The organism is Streptomyces sp. CB01249 (assembly GCF_001905735.1).
Taxonomy (GTDB): domain Bacteria; phylum Actinomycetota; class Actinomycetes; order Streptomycetales; family Streptomycetaceae; genus Streptomyces.
In genome coordinates, this window is the sequence record NZ_LISW01000001.1 from 1,565,425 (window position 1) to 1,589,525 (window position 24,101).

Consider the following 24,101-nt stretch of genomic DNA (forward strand, 5'->3'; position numbering starts at 1 on the left):
GCGCCTTTCAGCCGTCCCCGTCCTTCAGCGCCTCGATCAGGAGCAGCGCGATGTCGTCGCTGCCCGGCGTGACGTCCTTCGCGTACCGGACGAGGCTGTCGGCCACGGCCTCCATCGGGCGGCCGGTGCTCCGGCTGAACTGGTCGGCGAGCGCCGCCGTCGACCGGTCGGGATCGGTGCCCGGCACCTCCACGAGCCCGTCCGTGTACAGCGCGAGCGCGGCACCCGGCGGCAGCGGGATCTCGGTCGTCGGGTAACGGGCCTCCCGGTCGACGCCGAGCAGCAGACCGGGCGGCAGCCGCAGCACCTCCGTGTCTCCGCCGGGATGGCGCAGCAGCGGCGGCGGGTGGCCCGCCGTGGCCAGCAGGGCGCGGTGGCCCGCCAGGTCCAGATGGACGTAGAGGCAGCTGGTGAACAGGTCGGCGTCGAGGTCGGAGAGCAGCCGGTTGGTGCGCGCCAGGACCTCGGCGGGCGGCGCCCCGGCCGAGGCGTGCACCGCCGTGCGTACCTGCCCCATCAGGGCGGCGGCCGTCACGTTGTGGCCCTGTACGTCGCCGATGGCCGCGGCCGCGGTGGTGGCGTCGAGCGGGATGACGTCGTAGAAGTCGCCGCCGATGCCCATGCCCCGGGTGGCGGGCAGATAGCGTGCGGCCACGTCGAGCCCGTCGATCCGGGGCAGCGTGTGGGGGAGCAGATGGGCCTGGAGGCTGTGGGCCAGTCGCTCCTTCGTGTCGTACAGGCGGGCCCGGTCCAGGGCCTGGGCGATGAGCCCGGCGATCGAGGTGAGCAGGGCCCGTTCCTCCGGCTCGAAGGAGCGCGTGCGGTCGTATCCGAACACCATCGTGCCGACTGGGCGCCCGGACGCGAAGAGCGGCAGGAAGGCCCACGCGGCCAGGCCCTCCTGGAGCGAAGCGGGCTCGAAGGCGCGCCGGAACTCGTCGAAGGTCCGGTAGAAGGCGGGCACACCGGTGCTCAGCACCCGCGCGACAGGGGCGCCGGAGGTCAGCGGCGCGCCCTCGAAGCACTCCATCAGCTCGTCACCGAAGCCCCGGTGCCCCTCGATGCGCAGCCGCCCCTCCGCCACGGTCAGCACGGCGAGCGCCTGGATGCGGAAGGCGGGCACCAGTTGCTCGGCGATCAGCTCCACCACGTCCTGGATGCCCACGGCCTCCGTGAGCGTCGCGGCCAGGTGCATCAGGTGGTAGAGCGCGACGGCGCGTCCCGGGGCGCTCGGCGAAGAGGCGGCGCCTGTGGCGGTGGGGAGCGCCGAGGCGTGCGGATCGGTGACCGGGGTGATGTACACGCTGATCCCGGACGCGTCCGGGTAGAGGCGGAACGACAGCCACTGGTCCGGTGGCCGCAGGGCCACGAAGGACATGGGCTCCCGGCTGATCATCGCGCCCCGGTACTGGTCCTCGAACACCGGATCGGCCATCCAGCGCAGTGACTCCCACGGCAGCGTCCCCACCAGGTCCTCGACGCGTCCCCCGACCAGTTCGGCGCCGGTCTCCGTGAGAAAGGTGATCCTCCCGTGCATGTCGAGGGTGCAGCAGCCGCCCGGCAGGCGGCCCACGAAGTCCGCCGCGGCGACCGCCTCGGTGTGCGCGGGCGGCGGAGCGGTGACCGGGGGCAGCACCCGTGGTCCCCGGCCCGCGCTCACCGGGTGGCCCCGCTCCCGCGCTTCGTGCAGCACCCGCGCGGCCTCGCCGCAGCAGTCGTGGACCGCCGCGCGCTCCTGCGGCGTCAGCTGCGCCGGGTGCGAGCCGGGCCACAGCAGCACGAGACCGCCCAGCGCCTCCGTTCCGCCGACCAGGGGCGCGGCGGCGAGCGCGAAGCGGTACGGCAGGACGAGCGCGGGGCGCGGATAGCGCCGGGCCAGCTCCTCCTGGCTGCCGAGCCACACCAGGTGCCGGTCCTTCACCGCGTCGGACACCGGTATGGGCGCGGACAACGGCACCCGCAGCCAGGGATCGGCGATCTCCGCCGGAATCCCGGCGAGCACGGCGAGCCGGAGCGTGGATTCACCGGGCGGCAGCAGATAGAGCATGGCCACGGCGGCGCCCGTCTCGCGCACGGCACAGGCCACCGTCGCGTCCAGCCGCTCCTCCGCCGAGTCCACGACGGATCCCACATTGCCCATAAACGGACAATACGCCCACGTCTCGCGGTGGACACCGCGATGGCGCCCACCGTGACGCGCTTCCCGGTGCCCGCCCGGACGAGTCGGTGCGTGCGCGGCCGGTCAGCCCGCCGCCGCCTCCCGGCTGATCTGCTCGAACCGCGCCCCCATCTCCGCGGCCAGCGCCTGTGCGGCCGACAGGGGGCGGACCATCACCATGAGGTCGTCGATCAGGCCTTCCTCGTTCAGGTGCAGGAAGTCGCAGCCGGTGATCTCCCGGTCGCCGACCTTCGCGGTGAAGACGAGCGCGTGGTCGCGCCCGTCCGGGCTCGCCATCTCCCGTACGTAGCGGAAGTCCCCGAACACCTCCGAGACGGCCCGCAGGATCGCAGCCGTGACCGGCTTCCCCGGGTAGGGCTTGAACGCCACCGGGCTGGTGAAGACGACGTCCTCGGCCAGCGCGGCCTCCACCGCCGCCAGATCGTGCGCCTCGACCGCCTTGCGGAACGCGAGCATCCAGGTCTCCATAGTCAATTTGTTGAATAGGTGCGATCGACATTAATCACATGGGTGCTAGCGTGTCCAGATGTCCCTCAAGTACGCGGTCCTGGCAGCCCTGCTCGAAGGCGAGGCGTCCGGGTACGACCTGGCGAAGGTCTTCGACGTCTCGGTGGCGAACTTCTGGTCGGCCACCCCGCAACAGCTCTACCGGGAACTGGACCGGCTCGCCGAGGACGGCCTGATCGAGGCGCGTGTGGTCGAGCAGGTGCGCCGGCCCAACAAGCGGCTCTTCACACTGACACCGGCCGGCCGCGACGCGCTCGGCGCGTTCACCGCCGAGGCGCCCCGGCCCACGGCCATCCGGGACGAACTGCTCGTGATGATCCAGGCCGTGGACATCGGCGACGCCGGGACGGTACGCGCTTCGGTCGAGGAGCGCATGGAGTGGGCGCGCGCCAAGCTCGCCCGCTACGAACGCCTGCGCCTGCGCCTGCTCGACGGCCGCGACGAGGCGGCGTTCCTCGCGGACACCGACCGCGTGGGCCCCTATCTGACGCTGATGCGCGGCCGGTCCTTCGAGGAGGAGAACCTGCGCTGGGGCGGGCGGGTCCTGGAGATCCTGGAACTCCGTTCCGCAGCAGGGGCGATGGGCGGCGCGGACGCGGGCTGACGGCGTTGTCGTACCCCTCCGCTAGGGTCCCCGGCATGACTGATTTCGTACTGGTGGCAGGCGCCTGGCTGGACGGGACGGCGTGGGACGAGGTGGTGCCGGGGCTGCGCGCGGCCGGACACGGCGTCCACCCGCTGACCCTGTCCGGGCTCGGCGGGAGGCGGGATCGGCCGGTCGGCCGGCAGACCCATGTGGCCGACATCCTCGGGGAGGCGGACCGGCTGGGCCTGCGCGACGTCGTCCTGGTCGGCCACAGCTACGCGGGCATCCCCGTGGGCCAGGCCGCCGAGCGCCTGGGCGACCGCCTGGCCCGTGTCGTCTTCGTGGACGCCTGCGTCCCGGCCGACGGCGAGTCGTTCGTCTCCGCGTGGTGGCAGGGGCCCGCCGCGCTCCAGGAGCAGCTGGACGCGAACGGCGGCCTCTGGGCCGTACCGGAGGCCGATGAGTTCGGGGGCCAGGAGCTGACCGGCGAGCAGATCGCACGGTTCCGGAAGGGCGCGACGCCCCACCCCGGAGCCGCCCTCGCCGACCCGGCCGTCCTGGACCGCCCGCTCGGTGAGCTCCCGGCGACCTACATCAAGTGCCTCCTCGACGGACCGGAACCGGGCGAGGACGTGGCCCGGCTGCTGACGAGCGAGCGGTGGGAGCTGGTCACCATGGACACCGGCCACTGGCCGATGTTCTCCCGCCCGGACGAACTGGCCGCCATCCTCGACAAGGCCGCCTCCGCTTCCTGAGCCCGGCGGCCCGGTGGCCCGATCGGACGACCCGGACGCGCGCGCCCGGGCCGTGCGGGCTGCAATGGACGGGTGACCGCGCCCCCCGACGACTGCCTCGCGCGCAACGAGTGGGTCTGCGGCGCCTACCTCAGCAGCCGCCGCCACATCCTCTGGGAAGCCGCGCTGCAACACGTCCAGCTGACCGCGGTCGCCGTGCTCATCGGCCTCGCCCTCGCCCTGCCGCTCGCCCTCGCCGCACGGCGTTGGCGCTGGGCCGCCGGTCCCGTCCTCGGCGTGACGACGATCCTGTACACCATCCCGTCGCTCGCCATGTTCTCGCTGCTGCTGCCGGTGTACGGGCTCTCCGCCTCGCTCGTCGTCGCGGGACTCGTCCTGTACTCGCTGACCCTGCTCGTACGCAACATCCTCGCCGGGCTGCGCGCCGTACCCGAGGACACCAGGCAGGCCGCTCGGGGCATGGGCTACGGCCCCGTGCGGCTGCTGGTCGCGGTGGAGCTGCCGCTCGCCCTGCCCGCCGCGATGGCCGGGCTGCGCATCGCCACCGTCTCCGCGGTCTCCCTGGTCACCATCGGCGCGATCGTCGGCTACGGAGGACTCGGCAACCTCATCTACGCCGGGATGAACACCTACTTCAAGGCCCAGGTGCTCACCGCGTCCGTCCTGTGCGTCGTCATCGCCGTCGCCGCAGACCTGCTCCTCCTGCTGCTGCAACGCCTGCTCACCCCCTGGACGAGGAGCCGGTCGTGAACACCCTGACGGACGCCTGGTCCTGGCTCACCACCTCCGCCCACTGGCACGGCCAGGACGGCATCTGGGCCCGCCTCGGCCAGCACCTCTACCTCACCGTCGTCTGCCTGCTGATCAGCTGCCTCATCGCGCTGCCCGTCGCCCTGCTCCTCGGCCACCTCGGCCGGGGCGGCGCGCTCGCCGTCAACATCTCCAACGTCGGGCGCGCCGTACCCACCTTCGCCGTCCTGGTGCTGCTCCTGCTCACCCCGGTCGGCCGCTGGGGCGAGGGCCCGACGGTCGTCGCGCTCGTCCTGTTCGCCGTGCCCCCGCTCCTCACCAACGCGTACGTCGGGATGCGCGAGGTCGACCGGGACGTCGTCCGGGCCGCCCGGGGCATGGGCATGACGGGCCGCCAGCTGCTCCTCCAGGTCGAGGTGCCGCTCGCCCTGCCCCTCATCCTCACCGGGGTGCGCATCGCCGCCGTCCAGCTCGTCGCCACGGCCACCATCGCGGCCCTCGCGGGCGGCGGAGGGCTCGGCCGCATCATCACCGCGGGCTTCAACCTCGCCTCCACCCCGCAGGTGGTCGCCGGAGCGGTCCTGGTCGCCGCGTTCGCCCTGGTCGTGGAGGGTGTCTTCGAGGCGGCCCAGCGGTTCGCGCCGCGCCGGTTCGGGCTGCGCGTGGCGGAGGCGACCGCGTGAGGGCCGGACCCCGAGTCCGGGCCGTCCGCCCGCTCGCCGCGCTCCTGCTGCTGGCGGCCACCGCCTGCACCGGCGGACCCACGCTGGAGAACCAGGGCGCCGTCACCGCCCCGCCCGGCGACAGCAAGCACCTGACCATCGGCTCCGCCGGGTTCACCGAGAGCGACCTCCTCGCCCAGATGTACGCCCTGCTGCTGGACCGCGCCGGATACTCCACCAAGATCATTTCCGTCACCAACCGGGAGATCTACGAACCCGCCCTGGAGAACGGCCAGATCGACGTCGTCCCCGAATACGCGGCCACCTTCGCCGACTGGCTCAACGCCAAGGAGCACGGCGCCGACGCCGCCCCCGTCGGCTCACCCGACCTCGACGCGACGATGAAGGCCCTGCGCGCCCTCGCCGCACCGCGCGGGCTCACCGTCCTCGACCCCGGCAAGGCCGTCGACCAGAACGCGTTCGCCGTCACCGCCGCCTACGCCCGGAAGCACCACCTCAAGACGCTCAGCGACCTCGGCCGCTCCGGCCTCCCGGTCCGCCTCGCGGCCGGCGACGAGTGCGTCCAGCGCCCGTACTGCGCTCCCGGGCTGAAGAAGACGTACGGCATCGACATCACCGCCGTCGACCCCAAGGGCGTCGGCACCACGCAGGCCAAGCAGGCCGTGCAGAGCGGCCGCGACCAGATGGTGCTGACCACCACCACCGACGCCACCCTGGACGACTTCGGGCTCGTCCTGCTCGCCGACGACAAGCACCTCCAGAACGCCGACTACCTCGTCCCCGTCGTCAACCGGGCCCGCGCGGGCGGCCCGGGGGTGCGCAAGGCCCTGGGCAAGCTGAACACCGTACTGACCACCGCGGACCTGGCCCGGCTCAACGAACAGGTCGACAGCTGGCGACGACTCCCCGAGGACGTGGCCCGCGCCTATCTGCGCTCCGAACACCTCATTCCCGGCGCGAAGGGGTGAGCGCGCGTGAAGGAGCCGCGCGCAGGCCGATGAGTCCGCGCCGCCGCACCAGTCAGTCTTTCGGAACACCCCCGGACAAGGCGGAGCGATGAGCACCCTGCGCGAAGTGATCGAGAAGCACGTCCACGACGGATCAATCCCGGGCGCCGTGGCCCTGGTGGCGCGCGACGGGCGCGTCGAGGCGGTGGCCGTGGGCAGCGCCGGTACGGACGACGGCGCCCCGATGGCCCGGGACTCGGTCTTCAGGATCGCCTCCCTCACCAAACCGGTCGTCGCCGCCGCGGCCATGCTGCTGATCGAGGACGGACGGATCGCGCCGGACGACCTGGTCGCGCGCTGGCTGCCCGAGCTGGCGGCGCCCGTCGTGGTCCGCACCCCGGACGGCCCGGTGGACGACGTGGTCCCGGCGTCCCGCCCCCTCACCCTGCTCGACCTCATGACCTCGCGCGCGGGCTACGGATTCCCGTCCGACTTCTCGCTGCCCGCCGCCCGCCTCCTGTTCAGCGACCTGAAGCAGGGCTCGCCGCTGCCGCGCGACGTCGTCCCCCCGGACGCCTGGATGGACACGCTCTCGCGCATCCCGCTGCTGGCCCAGCCGGGCAGCGCGTGGCTGTACAACACCTGCTCCGACATCCTGGGCGTGCTCATCGCCCGGGTCGCCGGGCAGCCGCTGCCGGAGTTCCTCGCCGAGCGGATCTTCGCCCCGCTCGGCATGAGCGACACCGGCTTCACGGTCCCGGCGGAGAAGCAGGGCCGCTTCACCACTCTGTACCGGCCGGGCGCGGACGGCGGGCTGGTGCTGGTCGACACCCCGGACGGGCAGTGGAGCGGCATGCCGGACTTCGCGTCCGGGGCCGGCGGACTGGTCTCCACCGTGGACGACCTGTACGTCTTCGCCCGCATGCTGCTCGGCGAGGGCACCGTGGACGGCCGGCGCCTCCTGACGGCCGCGTCCGTACGGCAGATGACGACGGACCACCTGACCCCCGCACAGCGCGAGGCCAGCGGGCTGTTCACCGAGGGGCAGGGCTGGGGCTACGGCGGCTCGGTCGACGTCGACAGAAGCGCCCCGTGGAACGTGCCGGGGCGCTACGGCTGGGTCGGCGGCACCGGCACCACGGCGCACATCGTCCCCGCCACCGGCACGGCCGCGATCATGCTCAGCCAGGTGGAGATGACCGGCCCCACCCCGCCGCGGCTGATGCGCGACTTCTGGCAGTACGCGGCGGACGCCTGACCGCCCACCGGAGCGCGCCCCCTCAGGCGTCCGCCACCGAGTCGAACCGCACCTCGTCGCGCCCCACGCCCTGCGCGTCCGCGTCCACCGAACGCCGCAGGGCCTCATGGAGCTTCGCCGGGGTCAGCACACCGAGGAACCGCGCCCCGTCCAGCACCGCGATCCACCCCGCGTCCCGCTGAAGCATCTCGCTGAACGCCCGCTTCAGCGGCGCGCCCACCGGCACCCACGCGTCCATCCGGCGGGCCAGCTCACCCACCGTGCCCTGGTCCCCGGCGATCCGCAGCGCGTCCGCCGACACCCAGCCGTGCAGCTCGCCCGCCTCGTTCAGCACGACCGCCCAACGCGCGCCCGCCGCGCCGAGCCGGGCAGCCGCCGCCCCCGCCGGCTCGTCCAGCCGGGCCAGCGGCGGCTGTTCCAGGTCGTCCGGCTCGATCGCGGTGACCGACAACCGCTTCAGCCCCCGGTCCGCGCCGACGAACTCCGCCACATACGGGGTCGCGGGCGAGCCGAGCACCGCGCCCGGCGTGTCGAACTGCTCGATGCGCCCCTCCCCGTACACCGCGATCCGGTCACCCATCCGCACCGCCTCCTCGATGTCGTGGGTGACCATCAGAACCGTCTTCCTCACCCTCGACTGGAGCTTGAGGAATTCGTTCTGCAGCCGCTCGCGCACCACCGGGTCCACCGCCCCGAACGGCTCGTCCATCAGGAGCACCGGCGGGTCGGCCGCGAGGGCCCGCGCCACGCCGACGCGCTGGCGCTGGCCGCCGGAGAGCTGCGCGGGGTAGCGGGAGCCGTACACCGACGGGTCCAGGCCCACCAGATCGAGCAGTTCGGCCGCCCGCTCCCGCGCCCTGGACCGCTTCCAGCCCACCAGGGCCGGCACGGTCGCCGTGTTGTCGAGGACCGTGCGGTGCGGGAAGAGCCCCACCTGCTGGATGACGTAACCGATGCCGCGGCGCAGCTTCACCGGGTCGGTCCTCGCGATGTCCCGGCCGTCCACCAGGATGCGGCCCGAGGTGGGCTCGATCAGCCGGTTCACCATCATCATCGTGGTCGTCTTGCCGCAGCCCGAAGGGCCCACCAGGGTGACCAGTTCTCCCTCGGCGACCTCGAAGGACAGCGCGTCGACCGCGGTCGTGCCGTCCGGATAGACCTTGCCGACCTGTTCGAACCGGATCATGAGAGCACGGTAGGAGCCCGGCGCCCCGGCCGCACACGGGCCGCGACCGTCCGGGGCACACCCGTGTGCTGAACTGTCCGGGAACCGTCCGATCCAGGAGCACCCTTGAACAGCTACCGGCAGCCCGGCCTCGTCCTCACCGACCACCGCTTCACCGTCCCGCTCGACCACGCCGACCCCGGCGGTGAGCAGATCGAGGTCTTCGGCCGGGAGATCGTGGCCGCCTCAAAGGCCGGCCAGGAGCTGCCCTGGCTGCTGTATCTGGAGGGCGGTCCCGGCTTCGGCGCCCGGCGCTTCACCGGCGCGGAGGCCTGGCTCGGGCGGGCCGTGCGCGAATTCCGGGTGCTCCTGCTCGACCAGCGCGGCACCGGGCTGTCCACCCCGGCCAACCGGCAGACCCTCCCGCTGCGGGGCGGGCCGCGCGAGCAGGCCGACTACCTCGCGCACTTCCGGGCGGACACCATCGTCCGCGACTGCGAGTTCATCCGCCCGCAGCTGACGGGCGGCGCGCCCTGGACCGTACTCGGCCAGTCCTTCGGCGGCTTCTGCGCCGTCCGCTACCTCTCCGCCGCCCCCGAGGGACTGAGCACCGTCCTGATCACCGGCGGTCTGCCCTCCCTCGACGCCCACGCGGACGACGTCTACCGGGCCGCGTACCCCCGCATCGAGCGCAAGGTCGCCGCGCACTACGCCCGCTACCCGCAGGACGTCGAACGGGCCCGGGAGATCACCGCTCACCTCGCGGAGCACCGCCCCGAGAGCGCCGGGCACCGGCTGACGCCCGAGGGCTTCCAGTCCCTCGGCATCATGCTCGGCGGCGGCAGCGGCAGCCACCAGCTGCACTACCTCCTGGAGAACGCCTTCGTCCGCACCCCGCACGGCACCGAGCTCTCCGACACCTTCCAGGAGGCGATGCGCGCCGCGACCTCCTTCGCGGGACACCCCCTGTACGCCCTCATGCACGAGGCCATCTACGGTCAGGGCGGGCGCCCCACGGACTGGGCCGCCGAGCGGGTGCGCGCCGAGTTCCCGCAGTTCGACGCCGCGACGGCCCTCGCGGGCGACGGACCGGTCCTGTTCACGGGCGAGTCCATCCACCCCTGGCACTTCGAGGTGGACCCCGCGCTGCGCCCGCTGCGCGAGACGGCCGAGCTCCTCGCCGCCCGCACCGACTGGGAGCCGCTGTACGACCCCGAGCGCCTGGCCGCCAACGAGGTCCCGGTGGCCGCCGCCGTCTACCACGACGACATGTACGTGGACACCGCCCACGCGCTGCGCACCGCCGCCGCGATCCGGGGGCTGCGCACCTGGGTGACCGACGAGTTCGAGCACGACGGGCTGCGCGCCGGCGGGCCCCGTGTGCTGGACCGGCTGCTCGCGCTGGTCCGCGACGAGGTCTGACGTACAGCGCGGGGCCGGTCGTACGGGACCGGCCCCGCGAGGTCTCAGCCCTGGAGGGCGTCCAGCGTCGCGTTCAGGCTCGGCGCCGAGCGCGGCGCGCGGTTGTGCGGAAGCTTCGACAGGACCGCCGCCATCCCGCAGGTGTCGGTGACGGCGGAGAAGACGAGACCGGAGCCGACACCGGCGGACAGCCAGCGCGCGGCCGGATACCGGATCCCCGCCAGCAGCCCGGCCACCACGAGCGAGCCGGCCGCCAGCCGGACCTGGCGCTCCATCGGCCAGGTGGCCCGCGCGCCCTCCGGGCGCTCCAGGCCGTGGCCCTCGCTCTCCCAGGCGGAGGTGCCGCCGGTGAGCGTCGCCGCCTCGATGTCGGCCGCCGACAGGAGGTCGCAGGCGCGCGTCGAGCGGTTGCCCGAGGCGCAGACCATGAGCAGCGCGCCGCGGGCGGACGCGGACTTGAGCGCGGGCAGCGCCTCGTCGAGCCGGTCGAGCGGTATGTTCACCGCCCCCGGCACATGCCCCGCCGCGTACTCGCCGGGTGCGCGTACGTCGATCACGGTGAACTCCGTGAGGCGGGCGGCCGCCTGGGCGGGGGAGAGGGATACGAGGCTGGTCACGAGCTGTGTTCCTTTCGTTCACCGGGGTACGGGACAGGTCTCGCTCTCCTGCCCCGGACGGCCCAGGATACCCCCCTGGGTATCAAGGCCGTTCGTGTCACGGGTCTCACCCCCCGCCTTGCCGGTTAGCCTGCGGATATGACCGAGCAGCTGAAGCCCATGCCCGAGGACTGGCGGCGCGCGCTCGCCGTGGTCGCACACCCCGACGACCTGGAGTACGGCTGCGCGGCAGCGGTGGCCGGCTGGACCGACGCCGGACGCGAGGTCACGTATCTGCTCGCGACCAGGGGCGAGGCCGGGATCGACACCCTCGAACCGGAGGAGTGCGGGCCGCTGCGCGAGCGGGAGCAGCGGGCGAGCGCGGCGGCCGTCGGTGTCTCCCGCGTCGAGTTCCTGGACCACCGTGACGGGGTGATCGAGTACGGCGTCCCGCTCCGCCGGGACATCGCGGCCGCCATCCGCCGGTACCGCCCCGAGCTGGTGATCACGCTCAACCACCGTGACACCTGGGGCGGGGTCGCGTGGAACACGCCGGACCACCGCGCCGTCGGCCGCGCCACGCTCGACGCGGCGGGCGACGCGGGCAACCGCTGGATCTTCCCGGAGCTGGGGGAGCAGGGCCTCGAACCGTGGGACGGCGTGCGCTGGGTGGCCGTGGCGGGCTCGTCCACTCCCACCCACGCGGTGGACGCGACCGCCGGTCTGGAACGGTCGGTGCAGTCCCTCCTGGCCCACCGCACGTACATCGAAGTCCTCACGGACGAGGACCCCGAGACCTACTGCCGCTCCTTCCTCACCGGCAACGCCGAGGCCGCCGCCGACCGCTTCGGCGGGCGTCCGGCCGTCCCGTTCGAGCTCTTCGCCCGGTAGCCGCACAGGGGGCGGGTGGCCGTAAAACCGCAGGTCGGCGCGTTGATGTTGTCCAGACCATTGACATGTAAGCGCCAGGATGTTGCATTCGGTGACGTTGTGTTGCGCGATTTTGGTGTCCTGAGTGACCAATGGAGGATCTGTGACGCCTCGCCCACCCCGCATCACCGCTCTCACCGCCGCCGCGGCCCTGCTCGTAGGCGGCATGCTGGCCGCCGGACCATCCGCCCGGGCGGCCGGAACCCCGCCCGCACCAGCCACGGCCCGGGACACGCCCTCGATCACCCCGACCCCGCAGTCCGCCGAGCCCCGCCCCGACCGGGTGACCGTCACCCCCACCGTCACCCTGGTCGCGGGCGAGACCGCCGACGGGTCCACGCTCGACGTGGTGGAGACGGTCCTGCGCGAGGCGGGCGCCCAGCACGTCGTCCGCGCGGAGCACCCCGTCCCCGGCAGGCTCACGGTGTACGCCGGTGACGCCGCCGCCCTCGCCCCGCAGAAGCTCGACGGGCCCGCCGGACTGCCCGCCGAGGGCTACGTCCTCGGGATCGGCGCCGGCCGGATCGTCCTCGCCGGCAAGGACACCACCGGCACCTACTACGCCGCGCAGACTCTGCGCCAGGTCCTGCCGCACCGGGGCCACCCGGGCGGCAAGGTCGCGGGACTCGCCGTGCGCGACTGGCCCGGCACCGCGCTGCGTGGGGTCATCGAGGGTTTCTACGGCACCCCGTGGTCGCACGAGGCCCGCCTCGACCAGCTCGACTACTACGGCGAGCACAAGATGAACATCTACGTGTACTCGCCCAAGGACGACGACTACCTCCGGGCCAAGTGGCGCGACCCCTACCCCGCCGACCGGCTGGCGCAGATCAAGGACCTCGCCGACCGGGCGGCCGTGCGGCACGTCGAGTTCACCTACGCCCTCTCGCCCGGTCTCTCGGTCTGCTACAGCTCCGACGCGGACGTGCAGGCGCTCATCGACAAGTTCCAGACGATGTGGGACATCGGCGTCCGCACCTTCGCGGTCCCGCTGGACGACATCAGCTACACCGACTGGAACTGCGACGCCGACAAGGCGAAGTGGGGGACCGGCGGCGGCGCGGCGGGCGCCGCCCAGGCCCATCTGCTCAACCGGGTCAACCAGGAGTTCATCGCCACCCACCCCGGTGCCCAGCCGCTCCAGATGGTCCCCACCGAGTACTACAACGTCAGCTCGTCGGCGTACAAGACGGCTCTGTCCGAACAGCTCGACCCCGATGTGCTGGTCGAATGGACCGGAGTCGGGGTCGTCGCCCCCACCATGACGGTGGCTCAGGCGGACGCCGCCCGTAAGGTGTTCGGCCACCCGATCCTGACCTGGGACAACTACCCGGTCAACGACTACGCGACCAACCGGCTTCTGCTCGGCCCGTTCAACGGCCGCGAGAAGGGGCTGCCCGGGCGGCTCGCCGGCATCACCGCGAACCCGATGATCCAGTCGTACGCGTCGAAGCTCTCGCTGTACACCGTCGCCGACTACGCCTGGAACGACGCCGCCTACGACCCGCGCGCGTCCTGGGGCAAGGGCATCGAGGAGTACGCGGGCGGCGACGCCCGGACCGCGAAGGCGCTGCGGGCCTTCGCGGACGTCAACTACAGCTCCGCGCTCAACACCGCGAAGGCGCCCGAGCTGTCCGCCGCCTTCGCCCGCTATTGGGAGACCGGGGACGCGAGGCGGCTCGACTCCGTCCTCGCCTCGCTGGGCGCGGCCCCCGCCCGGCTGCGCGCGGCCCTGCCCGACCGGGGCTTTCTCGCGGACTCCGGCCCCTGGCTGGACGCCACCGAGTCCTGGGCGACCGCCGCGCGCACGGCCCTTCGCATGGTCGAGGCCGCCCGCGCCGGGGCGGGCGCCAGGGCATGGGAGCTCCGGCAGCAGCTGCCCGCGCAGGTGGAGCGCGCCGCCTCGTTCACGTACACCGGGCTCGACGGGCGCAAGGTACCGGTGCTGGTCGGTGACGGACAGCTGGACGGGTTCACCGACGCCGCCACCGCCGCGTACGACCGCCTGCTCGGTGTGAGCGGCAGGCCGACGGCCTCGACGAGCCTGGGCACGTACCAGGACAACACCGTCGGCCGGATGCTCGACGGCGACGACTCCACGTACTTCTGGAGCGACGGGGCGCCCGCCGCCGGGGACCAGCTGACCGTGGACCTCGGCGCGTCCCGGGCCATCGGCTCCGTCACGCTCGCCATGGCCAAGCCGGGCAGCGCCGATGACTACCTCCACGAGGGCGTCCTCGAATACTCGGAGGACGGCAAGAGCTGGCAGAAGCTCGCGGACTTCTCCGGGAAGCCCGACGTCACGGCGGCCCCGCCGGCCGGGACGAAGGCGCGCTATGTGCGGGCCCGGGCCACCGCCGGGCAGAGCAGCTGGGTCGTCGTCCGCGCGTTCCAGGTCGCGACCACGGACGGCACGGTCGCCGGGAACCCGACCGCCGCCACCGGCTCCTCGCTGCGCGCGGCGGCCGACGGCGACCCGGGCACCGTGTACAAGGGCGCGCGGGCGGCCGTGAAGGGTGACGCGCTGGAGGTGGACCTCGGCGCCGCGCGGCCGGTCGGCTCGGTGACGGTGCTGCGGCCGTCCGGCGCCGAGGGCACCGCCGACGTCCAGCTGCGTACGGCGGACGGCACCTGGCACACGGTGGGCGCGCTGCACGGCGCCTACACCGCCATCGACGCCGCCGGACGCACCGCCGACGCCGTGCGGCTGGCCTGGCGGGCCGGACCGGCCGCGCCCCAGGTCGCCGAGGTGGTCGTGGGCGAGTAGCCCTCGCGTACGGTCGTGCGCCCGGCGCTCCGCGTTCCGCGTGGAGGGCCGGGCGCACGGGCGTGTCCGGGACCGTTGTTCCGAAGGTTGTCCCGCAGGTTGTTCCCACGGAGGCAAGCGACCGCTTAGTATGCGCCGGAGCAGTGGTAATGCCGACAGTGTTGTGGAGGCCCCTCATGCAGGCATGGCGAGTGCACCGGAACGGCGAGCCGAGCGAGGTGATGCGGCTGGAGGAGACGGACCGGCCGGTGCCCGGCGACGGGCAGGTGCTGGTCGAGGTGCTCGCGGCGAACATCAACTTCCCCGACGCGCTGCTCTGCCGCGGCCAGTACCAGGTGCGGCCCCCGCTGCCGTTCACCCCGGGCGTCGAGATCTGCGGCCGCACCGAGGACGGGCGCCGGGTGCTCGCCACCCCCGCCCTGCCGCACGGCGGCCTCGCCGAGTACGTCGTCGCCGACGAGGCGGCCCTGCTGGACGCCCCGGAATCCCTGGACGACGCGGAGGCCGCGGCCCTGCACATCGGCTACCAGACCGGCTGGTTCGGGCTGCACCGGCGCGCCCACCTGAAGGCGGGGGAGACCCTGCTCGTGCACGCCGCCGCCGGCGGGGTCGGGAGCGCCGCCGTCCAGCTCGGCAAGGCCGCCGGTGCCACCGTCATCGGCGTCGTCGGCGGACCGGAGAAGGCGAAGGCCGCCGCCGCGCTCGGCTGCGACCTGGTCATCGACCGGCGCACCGAGGACATCGTCGCTGCGGTCAAGGAGTTCACCGGCGGCCGGGGCGCCGACGTCGTCTACGACCCGGTCGGCGGGGACGCGTACGCCAAGTCCGTGAAGTGCATCGCCTTCGAGGGCCGCATCGTCGTCGTCGGCTTCGCCTCCGGCACGATCCCCACCCCCGCGCTCAACCACGCCCTCGTCAAGAACTACTCGGTCCTCGGCCTCCACTGGGGCCTCTACAACACCAAGGACCCGCAGGCCGTACGCGACTGCCACCGGGAGCTGACGCGGCTCGCCGCCGAAGGCGTCATCAAGCCGCTGATCAGCGAGCGGGTCGCGATGGGCGAGGCGGCCGCCGCCGTCCAGCGCGTCGCCGACGGCACCAGCACCGGCCGCATCGTCGTCCTCCCGTCAGGAGCCGCCCGATGACCGCACCCGACGCCGCCGAACTGCGCCGCCGCACGCGCGAACTGCTCGCCGCCCACCCCCCGGCGACCACCGGGCGCACCGACTTCCTCAAGGCGCGCTTCGACGCCGGACTCGCCTGGGTGCACTACCCGGCCGGGCTCGGCGGACTGGACGCACCGCGCTCCCTCCAGCCCGTGGTCGACGCCGAACTCGCCGCCGCGCACGCCCCCGACAACGACCCGCGCCGCATCGGCATCGGCCTCGGCATGGCAGCCCCGACCATCCTCGGCTTCGGCACCGACGAGCAGAAGCAGCGGTTCCTGCGACCCCTGTGGGTGGGGGAGGAGGTCTGGTGCCAGCTCTTCAGCGAACCCGGCGCCGGTTCCGACCTCGCCGCCCTCGGTACGCGCGCGGTGCGCGACGGCGAGGACTGGGTGGTCGACGGACAGAAGGTGTGGACCTCCAGCGCCCACCTGGCGCGCTGGGCGATCCTCATCGCCCGCACCGACCCCGACCTGCCCAAGCACCGCGGCATCAGCTACTTCATCTGCGACATGACCGACCCCGGCGTCGAGGTCCGTCCGCTCCGTCAGATCACCGGTGAGGCCGAGTTCAACGAGGTCTTCCTCACCGGAGTGCGCATCCCCGACAGCCACCGGCTCGGGCCCGTCGGCGAGGGCTGGAAGGTCGCCCAGACCACCCTCATGAACGAGCGCGTCTCCATCGGCGGCTCCCGCATCCCCCGCGAGGGCGGCATGATCGGCCCGGTCGCCAGGACCTGGCGCGAACGGCCCGAACTGCGCACCCACGACCTGCATCAGCGCCTGCTCACCCTGTGGGTCGAGGCGGAGGTCGCCCGGCTCACCGGTGAGCGCCTGCGCCAGCAGCTCGTCGCCGGGCAGCCCGGCCCCGAGGGCTCCGGCATGAAGCTCGCCTTCGCCCGGCTCAACCAGGAGATCAGCGGCCTCGAAGTGGAACTCCTCGGCGACGAGGGCCTGCTGTACAGCGACTGGACGATGCGGCGGCCCGAACTGGTCGACTTCACCGGCCGCGACGCCGGCTACCGCTACCTCCGCTCCAAGGGCAACTCCATCGAGGGCGGTACGAGCGAGGTACTGCTCAACATCGTCGCCGAGCGCGTACTCGGTCTGCCCTCCGAGCCCCGCAACGACAAGGACGTCGCCTGGAAGGACCTCTCCCGATGACCGCACGGACCGAAGCAGGCCAGGCGCCCGACCTCCTCTACTCCGAGACCGAGGAGGACCTGCGCGCCGCCGTCCGCTCCCTGCTGGCGGACCGGGCCGACGCGCCGTCGGTGATCGCGCGCACCGAGTCCGACACGCCGTACGACCCGCAGCTGTGGAAGGCCCTCGCCACCGGCATCGGCGCCGCCGGACTCCTGGTGCCCGAGGAGCTGGGCGGCCAGAGCGCCACCCACCGCGAGGCCGCCGTCGTGCTGGAGGAGCTGGGCCGCAGCGTCGCGCCCGCGCCGTTCCTGACCAGCTCCGTCGTCGCCACCGAGACGCTGCTGGCGCTCGGCGCGCAGGACGGGCCGGCCGCGGAACTCCTCGCCGGACTCGCCGAGGGACGCCAGGTCGCGGTGGTGGCCGTGCCGTTCGCGGCCACTTCGGCGGACGTGCGCGCCTCGGTGGCGAGCGGCGCCCTGGACGGCACGCTCGGCCCGGTCGCCGACGCGGCCGCCGCCGATGTGCTCCTGGTGCCCACCGCGGACGGCCTGTACGCCGTGGCCACGGACGCGCCCGGCGTCCGCGTCGAACCGCTCGTCGCGCTCGACCTCACCCGCCCGCTCGCCACCGTCACGCTCGACGGCGCCGCCGGAACCCGCCTCGCGGACGCCGGAGCCGGATCGCGCGCCGTGGACCGGGGGCTGCTGGCCGGGGCCGGACTGCTCGCCTCCGAACAGCTGGGACTCGCCGAGTGGTGCCTCACCGAGACGGTGCGACACACCCGGGAGCGCCACCAGTTCAACCGGCCCATCGGCTCCTTCCAGGCGCTCAAACACCGCATGGCGCAGCTCTGGCTGGAGGTCGTCTCGGCCCGGGCCGCCGCGCGAAACGCCGCCGACGCCCTCGCCACCGGCAGCCCCGACACGCCGTTGGCCGTGGCCGTCGCGCAGGCGTACTGCTCGAAGGTCGCGGTCCACGCCGCCGAGGAGTGCGTGCAGTTGCACGGGGGGATCGGGATGACCTGGGAGCACCCCGCGCACCTCTACCTGAAGCGGGCCAAGGCCGACGCCACCGCGTACGGCACGGCGGGACGCCACCGGGACACCGTGGCCGCGCTCATGGAGTTGCCGGCGCCCTGAGGTTTCGCCGCAGGGGGCGCGGGAACACCCCCGCGCCCCCTGCGGCGATCGATGCCTCTTCCCCGGTTCGGTGGCCACGACTCAAGCGCTACCCGTTTGGCGGACACGCCGGTGCGCCGGACGGCCCGCGGGCTGCGCCACACTGACGCCGAATGCCGCAAATCAGGCGCGGCGGAGGAGGCTGGCCATGGCAATTTCGATCTCAGTGGTGCTGCTTCTGCTGATTCTCGCGGTGGTCTTCCTCCGCAACGGCGGAATGAAACTCTCGCACGCGCTGGTGTGCGGCATGCTCGGATTTCTTCTCGCGGGCACCAGCATGGCCCCCACGATCCAGGACGGCATCACTGCCACCGCCGACGTGGTCAGCGGCATCAGGCCCTGACCGTTCGCGCGGCACATTTCGGCGGCCGGTCCCGTATCCGTACGGGACCGGTCATTCCGAGCCCGCCGCCTGCTCGGGGCCCGGCTGAAGCACCGGAACCGTCGCCGCCGAGCCCTGCCGGACCGCCTCCACGGCGGCCGCGTGCAGTGCGCGGCTCGCTTCCTCCGACGGACAGGGCACGGGGCTGCCCGCCATGGTGAACCAGTCGGCCGCATCGGTGTACTGCACGGTGATCTGTGCCGTGCCCTCGGCCCAAGTGGTGTGGATGGTCAGGTCACCGGACAGCGGCCCGACCTCATCGGTGAGCACGCCGCCGTGCCCCGAATACACTCCGCGTGTTGTCCAGGACGCCCAGGTCATGCTTTCAGGCTCGCACCAAAGCGGCCGGATCGCGACCCGCGTGACCAGGGAATTCGGACGGTCGTCGCATCTTCGCCCGCCGTGCACGAAATCCCCCCGAACCCCGGCGACACGCGGGACCGGGACGGGATGGCGATCGATCGGGTGACACTGCCGGGTCATCCCACATGCCGGGGCCGCGCGGCGGTTAAGCATGCGGGCATGACATGTGACTCCCCCTCCAAGAACACCGGATTCCTCCGTGCCCACCGCGTGCGCGCCGCCGGCGTCGCCTGCGTCGTGGTCACCGCCGCCCTGCTGACCGGCTGCGGTCAGGACAGCGGCAGCACCTCCGCGAGCACGAAGACCTCGGAGGCGGCCCGCGCCGTGCCCGAGGCCACGACGAGTCCGTCCCCCACCGGGAGCGAGAGCGCCTCGCCGGGCCAGATGACGGATGACCAGCAGGAACGCAAGGACCTGATCTCCGCCACCAAGGTCACCTACGACAAGGCCATCACCACGGCCGAGGGCGAGGTCAAGGGCGGCAAGCTCGTCGATCTCGAACTCATGACCGCCAAGGACGCGGCCGACGAGGACGAGAGCCCCAGCCCCTCCCCGACGGGCAGCCCCTCGCCCACCGGCAGCCCCTCGCCGACGGGCAGCGCCGCGGCCGGTGCCCCGCAGTGGGTCGCCACCGTCGCCGCCAAGACCGGCACCAAGCACAAGGTCCACATCGACGCCGTCTCCGGCAAGGTCGTCAGCTCCTCCGAGGACACCGACCAGAGCACCTCGGACAAGGCCAAGACGGCCAAGCGGATCACCCAGGCCAAGCAGACCCCGCAGCAGGCGGCGAAGGCCGCCCTCGCGAAGCAGCAGGGCACGGTGACCGCCCTCGACCTGGACGACAACGACCAGGGCACGCTCGTCTGGAAGACCGACGTCGTGACGAAGGACTGGAAGAAGACGACCTTCGACATCGACGCCTCCAACGGCTCGGTCACCCACCAGGAGACCGACAACGACTGAGCACCCCACGCTCCGAGCGCCCCCGGTCCGCACGGACCGGGGGCGCTCGCGTCAGGCGGACCCCACGGGCTCCTGCTCCTCGCCCGCCGCGTCCCCCGAGGCGAACTGCGTCCGGTACAGCTCCTCGTACCGGCCCCCCGCCGCCAGCAGAGCGGTGTGCGTACCCCGCTCCACCACCCGGCCCTCCTCCACGACCAGGATCAGATCGGCGGCCCGCACCGTCGAGAGCCGGTGCGCGATCACCACGGCGGTGCGGCCCTCCAGCGCCTCGGCCAGGGCCTCCTGCACGACCGCCTCGGACGTGGAGTCGAGGTGCGCGGTCGCCTCGTCCAGGATGACCACCCGCTGCCGGGCCAGCAGCAGCCGGGCGATCGTCAGCCGCTGGCGCTCGCCGCCGGAGAGCCGGTATCCGCGCTCGCCGACGACCGTGTCGAGCCCGTCGGGCAGCGACGCCACCAGACCGTCGAGCCGGGAGCGCCGCAGAGCGGCCCAGACCTCGTCCTCGGTGGCACCGGGCCTGGCCAGCAGGAGGTTGGCGCGCACCGAATCGTGGAAGAGATGCCCGTCCTGGGTGACCATGCCGAGCGTTTCCCGGATCGACTCGGCGGAGAGATCGCGTACGTCGACGCCGTTCAGCCGTACCGCTCCCTCGTCGGTGTCGTACAGCCGGGGCAGCAACTGGGCGATGGTCGACTTGCCGGCGCCCGACGAGCCGACCAGGGCGACCATCTGGCCGGGCTCGGCCCGGAACGAGACCTCGTGCAGCACCCGCGTGCCGCCTCGCGAGTCCAGCGTCGCGACCTCCTCCAGCGAGGCCAGCGACACCTTGTCGGCCGACGGGTAGCCGAAGGAGACCCCGTCGAACTCCACGGACACGGGTCCCTCGGGCACCGTACGGGCGTCCGGCTTCTGGGTGATCAGGGGCTTCAGGTCCAGGATCTCGAAGACCCGCTCGAAGCTCACCAGCGCGCTCATCACCTCGACCCGGGCGCCCGCCAGCGCCGTCAACGGGGCGTAGAGCCGGGTGAGGAGCAGCGCCAGCGTCACGACCGCGCCCGGCTCCAGGCTGCCGTGCAGCGCGTAGTAGCCGCCGAGTCCGTAGACGAGGGCCAGGGCCAGCGCGGACACCAGGGTGAGTGCCGTGATGAACGTGGACTGGGCCATCGCCGTACGGATGCCGATGTCCCGTACCCGCCCCGCACGCGCCGCGAACTCGGCGGACTCGTCGGCGGGCCGGCCGAAGAGCTTCACCAGGGTCGCGCCCGGCGCCGAGAACCGCTCGGTCATCTGCGTGCTCATCGCCGCATTGTGCGCGGCCGCCTCACGCTGCATGCATGCCATCCGCGAGCCCATCCGCCGGGCCGGAACGACGAACACCGGCAGCAGCACGAGCGCGAGCAGCGTGATCTGCCAGGAGATCGTCAGCATCACGGCGAGGGTCAGCACCAGCGTCACCACATTGGAGACGACGCCGGACAGGGTGTTGCTGAACGCCCGCTGGGCGCCGATGACGTCGTTGTTGAGGCGGCTCACCAGCGCCCCGGTCCGGGTCCGGGTGAAGAACGCCACCGGCATCCGCTGCACATGGTCGAAGACCGCCGACCGCAGGTCCAGGATCAGCCCCTCACCGAGCGTGGCCGACAGCAGCCGGGTGAGCAGCCCGAGCCCGGCCTCCGCCACGGCGATCACCGCGATCAGCAGGGCGATACGCACGACCATGCCGCTCTCCTTCCCCTGCACGATCGCGTCGACCACCCGGCCCGCCAGCATCGGCGTCGCCACGGCCAGCAGCGCGCTGACCACGCTGAGCAGCAGGAACCGGTACAGCTGTCGGCGGCGCGGCCGGGCGAACGAGGCGATCCGGCGCACCGTGGCCCGCGAGAAGGGGCGGCGGTCCGCTTGCGCGTTGATCGTGCTGTGCAGCGACGTCCACGCGGTCACTTCCATGCTCATACGGGTGCCTCCGGGGCAGAACGGATCGGAACGGCCCCGGCGGCCGGTGCGGACCGGGGGTGTGAGAAGAACGCTAGAAGCTCAAGCGAACTTGAGGTCAAACGTGCGGTGCCCCGTGCGGACCCGGCACCGGACCTGCGTAGAATCGGCCCCTGTTTCCGGCCGGACCACGGCAGACACGACCGATTGAGGCAGTTCGACGTGAGTTTCACAGACAGTTCCGACGCACCCATCTACGCCGGTCTCGTGGAGGAGCACGGGGATGTGATGGCCGAGGTGCGCCGGGTGGCTGAAGAGACCATGCGGGAGGCCGACCGGGCCATCGACTTCAGCGATATCCGCAGGTCACCGGCGTACCGCTAGCCCACGAACCGTCCTGGCCAGGGCTGACGTCCGAGCGCTTCCCGACCCGCCGGTCACCCCGGCCGGCCCGCGCGGACGGCCCGACCGTCCTACCCGCCCGGCACATTCCGGGGGCGGTGGGGCGATGTCTCGCACTGCGGACCCGGCTCTCCCGTCGGAGCATGGAACGAACAGTCGCCGACGGCATCGGGACGAAGGGAAGCCGGATGGGTGGTGAACGGCATGAGCCACCGACCGACGCGTTCGAGGCGGAGCTGGACCAGATCGAGGCGCTGAACCGGATGCAGGCGCCGGGCCCCGATCCGGCGCTCCCCCCGGGACCCGACAGCGGGACCCGCGCCGCGGGCACGCCGGAAGAGGCCAGGCGCCGCGACTCGCTGCTGCTCTCGGCCGGACACGCGGTCGCCGCCGCCGACACCCTCGACGAGGCCCTCAGACTCGCCGCCGGCCTGTACGCCCCCGATTTCCCGCTGGACGGCCAGTGCGTCTTCGGCGTCGCCGAGGGCAACCTCACCGCGCTCGGGCAGTACGGATTCCGGCCCGGCGGCGCGGGACGCGGCTTCCGGATGCCGATGAACACCGGCTACCCGGCCGCCGAGGTCGCCAGGACCGGGCGCGCCGTCTACCTCGCCTCCCCGGAGGAGTACCGCCGCCGCTTCCCGGCGACCTGGCACATGTCCGCGCGCAAGGGCCGCGAGGCGTGGGCCTTCCTGCCCCTGGTGACCGCCGGCCGGGTCGTCGGGGTCTGGCTGGCCGCCTTCCGCACCACCCTGGACTTCACCGCAAGCGAGCGCGCCCTGCTCACCGTCACCGGACGCATGATCGCCCAGGTCCTCGAACGGGCCCGGGCCAGCCGCGCCGAACTGGAGCTCTCCCGGGGCCTGCGCCGCAGCATGCACACGGCCGGGGCGGCCCTGACCGGCCTCAGCGTCGCCACCCGCTACGTGCCGACCGGCGGCGGCCTCATGGTCGGCGGGGACTGGTACGACAGCATCGACCTGCCGAACGGACGGATGGCCGTCGTCATCGGCGACGTCCAGGGGCACGACGTGCACGCCGCGGGGCTCATGGCCCAGCTGCGTACCGCCGTGCACGCGTACGCCGCCGAGGGGCACGGTCCCGACGCCGTCCTGGCCCGCGCCTCCCGCTTCCTGACCACCCTGGACGAGGACCGCTTCGCGACCTGCCTCTACATCGAGGCCGACCCGTCCACCGGCGACCTGCACATCGCCCGCGCGGGCCACCCCCACCCCGTGCTGCGTATGCCGGACGGCACATGTGTCCTCAAACACGTCAGCGGCGGGCTGCCGCTCGGACTGATGCCCGGCGAGGAGGACTACCCGATCGACACCGTGCGCCTGCACGAGGGCGAGATCCTCATGCTGTGCACCGACGGGTTCATCGAGAACGGCGGCCACGACATGTACACCGGCTGGGTGCGGGTGCGCGACGCGTTCTCGCCCGGCCCCACCGACGACCTGGAGGGCATGGCCGACCGGCTCATGGCGGCCGTCCTCGACCCCGGTCCCGGCGCCCGGGAGGAAGCCGTCGCCCGCGACGGCGACGACATCGCCCTCCTGCTGCTGCGCCGCGACGCCATCCACGCCCGCGCCGAGATCAGCCAGCGCCGCCTGATGCTCACCGTCGGCCAGGACCAGGGTGAGGGGCTGGCCGAGGCCCGCGCGGAACTCAAGGCGCTGCTGCACGACTGGGCGCGCCCGGACCAGGTGGACACCGCCGTGCTCCTGGCGACCGAACTCCTCGGCAACGTCCTCGTGCACACCGACCAGGACGGCGCCCTCAACGCCACCGTCTCCGGCGAGACCGGCACCCGCCGGCTGCTGGTCGAGGTCATGGACCGCGGCGACGAACTGCCCCACCAGCGCACCCCGGGCGAGCTCGCCTCCTCGGGCCGCGGACTGCTCCTGCTGGACATCCTCGCCGACCAGTGGGGCGTACGGCCCGAGCCGGAGGGGAAGACCGCCTGGTTCGCACTCAACGAGGCAGCCCCGGCCGACGGTGTGGACGCGCCGAGCATCTGAG

General features: G+C 73.0%; 22 protein-coding genes. 16 read left to right on the top strand and 6 right to left on the bottom strand.

Annotated features, from left to right (window positions below):
• Window positions 1-7: 7 nt before the first annotated feature.
• Together AMK18_RS06595 and AMK18_RS06600 are read right to left on the bottom strand one after the other, a co-directional pair.
• Window positions 8-2,140, bottom strand: a complete 2,133-nt coding sequence (locus tag AMK18_RS06595; RefSeq protein WP_073862013.1) for a SpoIIE family protein phosphatase — start codon at window positions 2,138-2,140, stop codon at window positions 8-10.
• Between the two features lie 102 nt (window positions 2,141-2,242).
• Window positions 2,243-2,635, bottom strand: coding sequence for a nuclear transport factor 2 family protein (locus tag AMK18_RS06600; protein ID WP_073862306.1), 393 nt, complete (start codon window positions 2,633-2,635; stop codon window positions 2,243-2,245).
• 70 nt (window positions 2,636-2,705) lie between these two features.
• Between AMK18_RS06600 and AMK18_RS06605 the strand changes: the two genes are divergently transcribed.
• From AMK18_RS06605 to AMK18_RS06630, 6 genes are all read left to right on the top strand, one after another.
• The gene (locus tag AMK18_RS06605; RefSeq protein WP_073862014.1) at window positions 2,706-3,290 is read left to right on the top strand and encodes a PadR family transcriptional regulator; all 585 of its coding nucleotides are present in this window, start codon (window positions 2,706-2,708) and stop codon (window positions 3,288-3,290) included.
• A gap of 35 nt (window positions 3,291-3,325) precedes the next feature.
• Window positions 3,326-4,027 carry an alpha/beta fold hydrolase gene (locus tag AMK18_RS06610; RefSeq protein WP_073862015.1) on the top strand — a complete coding sequence of 234 codons (702 nt, stop codon included), beginning with the start codon at window positions 3,326-3,328 and terminating at the stop codon, window positions 4,025-4,027.
• Window positions 4,028-4,099: 72 nt separating this feature from the next.
• A complete protein-coding gene (locus AMK18_RS06615; protein ID WP_018105051.1) occupies window positions 4,100-4,777 on the top strand; it encodes an ABC transporter permease in 678 nt (225 codons plus the stop codon).
• Entirely contained in the window at window positions 4,774-5,460 is a 687-nt protein-coding gene (locus AMK18_RS06620) for an ABC transporter permease (protein ID WP_073862016.1), read from the top strand. The genes AMK18_RS06615 and AMK18_RS06620 overlap by 4 nt, the downstream gene beginning before the upstream one ends.
• A complete protein-coding gene (locus AMK18_RS06625; protein WP_073862017.1) occupies window positions 5,457-6,428 on the top strand; it encodes an ABC transporter substrate-binding protein in 972 nt (323 codons plus the stop codon). The genes AMK18_RS06620 and AMK18_RS06625 overlap by 4 nt, the downstream gene beginning before the upstream one ends.
• Window positions 6,429-6,516: 88 nt before the next feature.
• Window positions 6,517-7,665, top strand: coding sequence for a serine hydrolase domain-containing protein (locus tag AMK18_RS06630; RefSeq protein WP_073862018.1), 1,149 nt, complete (start codon window positions 6,517-6,519; stop codon window positions 7,663-7,665).
• 22 nt (window positions 7,666-7,687) lie between these two features.
• Here the strand turns inward: AMK18_RS06630 and AMK18_RS06635 are convergent, their stop codons facing one another.
• Window positions 7,688-8,851, bottom strand: coding sequence for an ABC transporter ATP-binding protein (locus AMK18_RS06635; RefSeq protein WP_018105047.1), 1,164 nt, complete (start codon window positions 8,849-8,851; stop codon window positions 7,688-7,690).
• Window positions 8,852-8,956: 105 nt separating this feature from the next.
• On the opposite strand from AMK18_RS06635, the gene AMK18_RS06640 reads away from it, so the two are divergent.
• Window positions 8,957-10,252: an alpha/beta fold hydrolase gene (locus AMK18_RS06640; protein ID WP_073862019.1), complete on the top strand. Its 1,296-nt coding sequence runs from the start codon at window positions 8,957-8,959 to the stop codon at window positions 10,250-10,252.
• A 44-nt stretch (window positions 10,253-10,296) separates the two neighbouring features.
• On the opposite strand, the gene AMK18_RS06645 is transcribed toward AMK18_RS06640, so the two are convergent.
• Complete coding sequence (locus AMK18_RS06645) at window positions 10,297-10,869, bottom strand: rhodanese-like domain-containing protein (protein WP_073862020.1); 573 nt, start codon at window positions 10,867-10,869, stop codon at window positions 10,297-10,299.
• A 138-nt stretch (window positions 10,870-11,007) separates the two neighbouring features.
• On the opposite strand from AMK18_RS06645, the gene AMK18_RS06650 reads away from it, so the two are divergent.
• The 6 genes from AMK18_RS06650 (at window position 11,008) to AMK18_RS06675 (ending at window position 18,377) form a co-directional block, all read left to right on the top strand.
• Window positions 11,008-11,739 carry a PIG-L deacetylase family protein gene (locus AMK18_RS06650; RefSeq protein WP_018105044.1) on the top strand — a complete coding sequence of 244 codons (732 nt, stop codon included), beginning with the start codon at window positions 11,008-11,010 and terminating at the stop codon, window positions 11,737-11,739.
• Between the two features lie 142 nt (window positions 11,740-11,881).
• Window positions 11,882-14,545 (top strand): beta-N-acetylglucosaminidase domain-containing protein, encoded by a 2,664-nt coding sequence (locus tag AMK18_RS06655; RefSeq protein ID WP_073862021.1) that lies wholly within the window; start codon window positions 11,882-11,884, stop codon window positions 14,543-14,545.
• A gap of 176 nt (window positions 14,546-14,721) precedes the next feature.
• On the top strand, window positions 14,722-15,690 hold the full coding sequence (locus AMK18_RS06660) for an NADPH:quinone oxidoreductase family protein (protein WP_073862022.1): 969 nt from the start codon (window positions 14,722-14,724) through the stop codon (window positions 15,688-15,690).
• Window positions 15,687-16,874: an acyl-CoA dehydrogenase family protein gene (locus AMK18_RS06665; protein WP_073862023.1), complete on the top strand. Its 1,188-nt coding sequence runs from the start codon at window positions 15,687-15,689 to the stop codon at window positions 16,872-16,874. Before AMK18_RS06660 ends, AMK18_RS06665 begins: the two co-directional genes overlap by 4 nt.
• On the top strand, window positions 16,871-17,995 hold the full coding sequence (locus tag AMK18_RS06670) for an acyl-CoA dehydrogenase family protein (protein WP_073862024.1): 1,125 nt from the start codon (window positions 16,871-16,873) through the stop codon (window positions 17,993-17,995). The genes AMK18_RS06665 and AMK18_RS06670 overlap by 4 nt, the downstream gene beginning before the upstream one ends.
• Window positions 17,996-18,182: 187 nt before the next feature.
• The gene (locus AMK18_RS06675; RefSeq protein ID WP_026171777.1) at window positions 18,183-18,377 is read left to right on the top strand and encodes a hypothetical protein; all 195 of its coding nucleotides are present in this window, start codon (window positions 18,183-18,185) and stop codon (window positions 18,375-18,377) included.
• Between the two features lie 51 nt (window positions 18,378-18,428).
• Here AMK18_RS06675 and AMK18_RS06680 read toward each other — a convergent pair whose 3' ends face one another.
• Window positions 18,429-18,737, bottom strand: coding sequence for a hypothetical protein (locus tag AMK18_RS06680; RefSeq protein WP_026171776.1), 309 nt, complete (start codon window positions 18,735-18,737; stop codon window positions 18,429-18,431).
• Window positions 18,738-18,938: 201 nt separating this feature from the next.
• Between AMK18_RS06680 and AMK18_RS06685 the strand changes: the two genes are divergently transcribed.
• Window positions 18,939-19,742 (top strand): PepSY domain-containing protein, encoded by an 804-nt coding sequence (locus AMK18_RS06685; protein WP_073862025.1) that lies wholly within the window; start codon window positions 18,939-18,941, stop codon window positions 19,740-19,742.
• A gap of 51 nt (window positions 19,743-19,793) precedes the next feature.
• On the opposite strand, the gene AMK18_RS06690 is transcribed toward AMK18_RS06685, so the two are convergent.
• A complete protein-coding gene (locus AMK18_RS06690) occupies window positions 19,794-21,695 on the bottom strand; it encodes an ABC transporter ATP-binding protein (RefSeq protein WP_073862026.1) in 1,902 nt (633 codons plus the stop codon).
• 201 nt (window positions 21,696-21,896) lie between these two features.
• On the opposite strand from AMK18_RS06690, the gene AMK18_RS34830 reads away from it, so the two are divergent.
• Together AMK18_RS34830 and AMK18_RS06695 are read left to right on the top strand one after the other, a co-directional pair.
• On the top strand, window positions 21,897-22,058 hold the full coding sequence (locus tag AMK18_RS34830) for a hypothetical protein (RefSeq protein ID WP_164629374.1): 162 nt from the start codon (window positions 21,897-21,899) through the stop codon (window positions 22,056-22,058).
• 206 nt (window positions 22,059-22,264) lie between these two features.
• A complete protein-coding gene (locus AMK18_RS06695; protein WP_073862027.1) occupies window positions 22,265-24,100 on the top strand; it encodes an ATP-binding SpoIIE family protein phosphatase in 1,836 nt (611 codons plus the stop codon).
• Window position 24,101 lies beyond the last annotated feature (1 nt).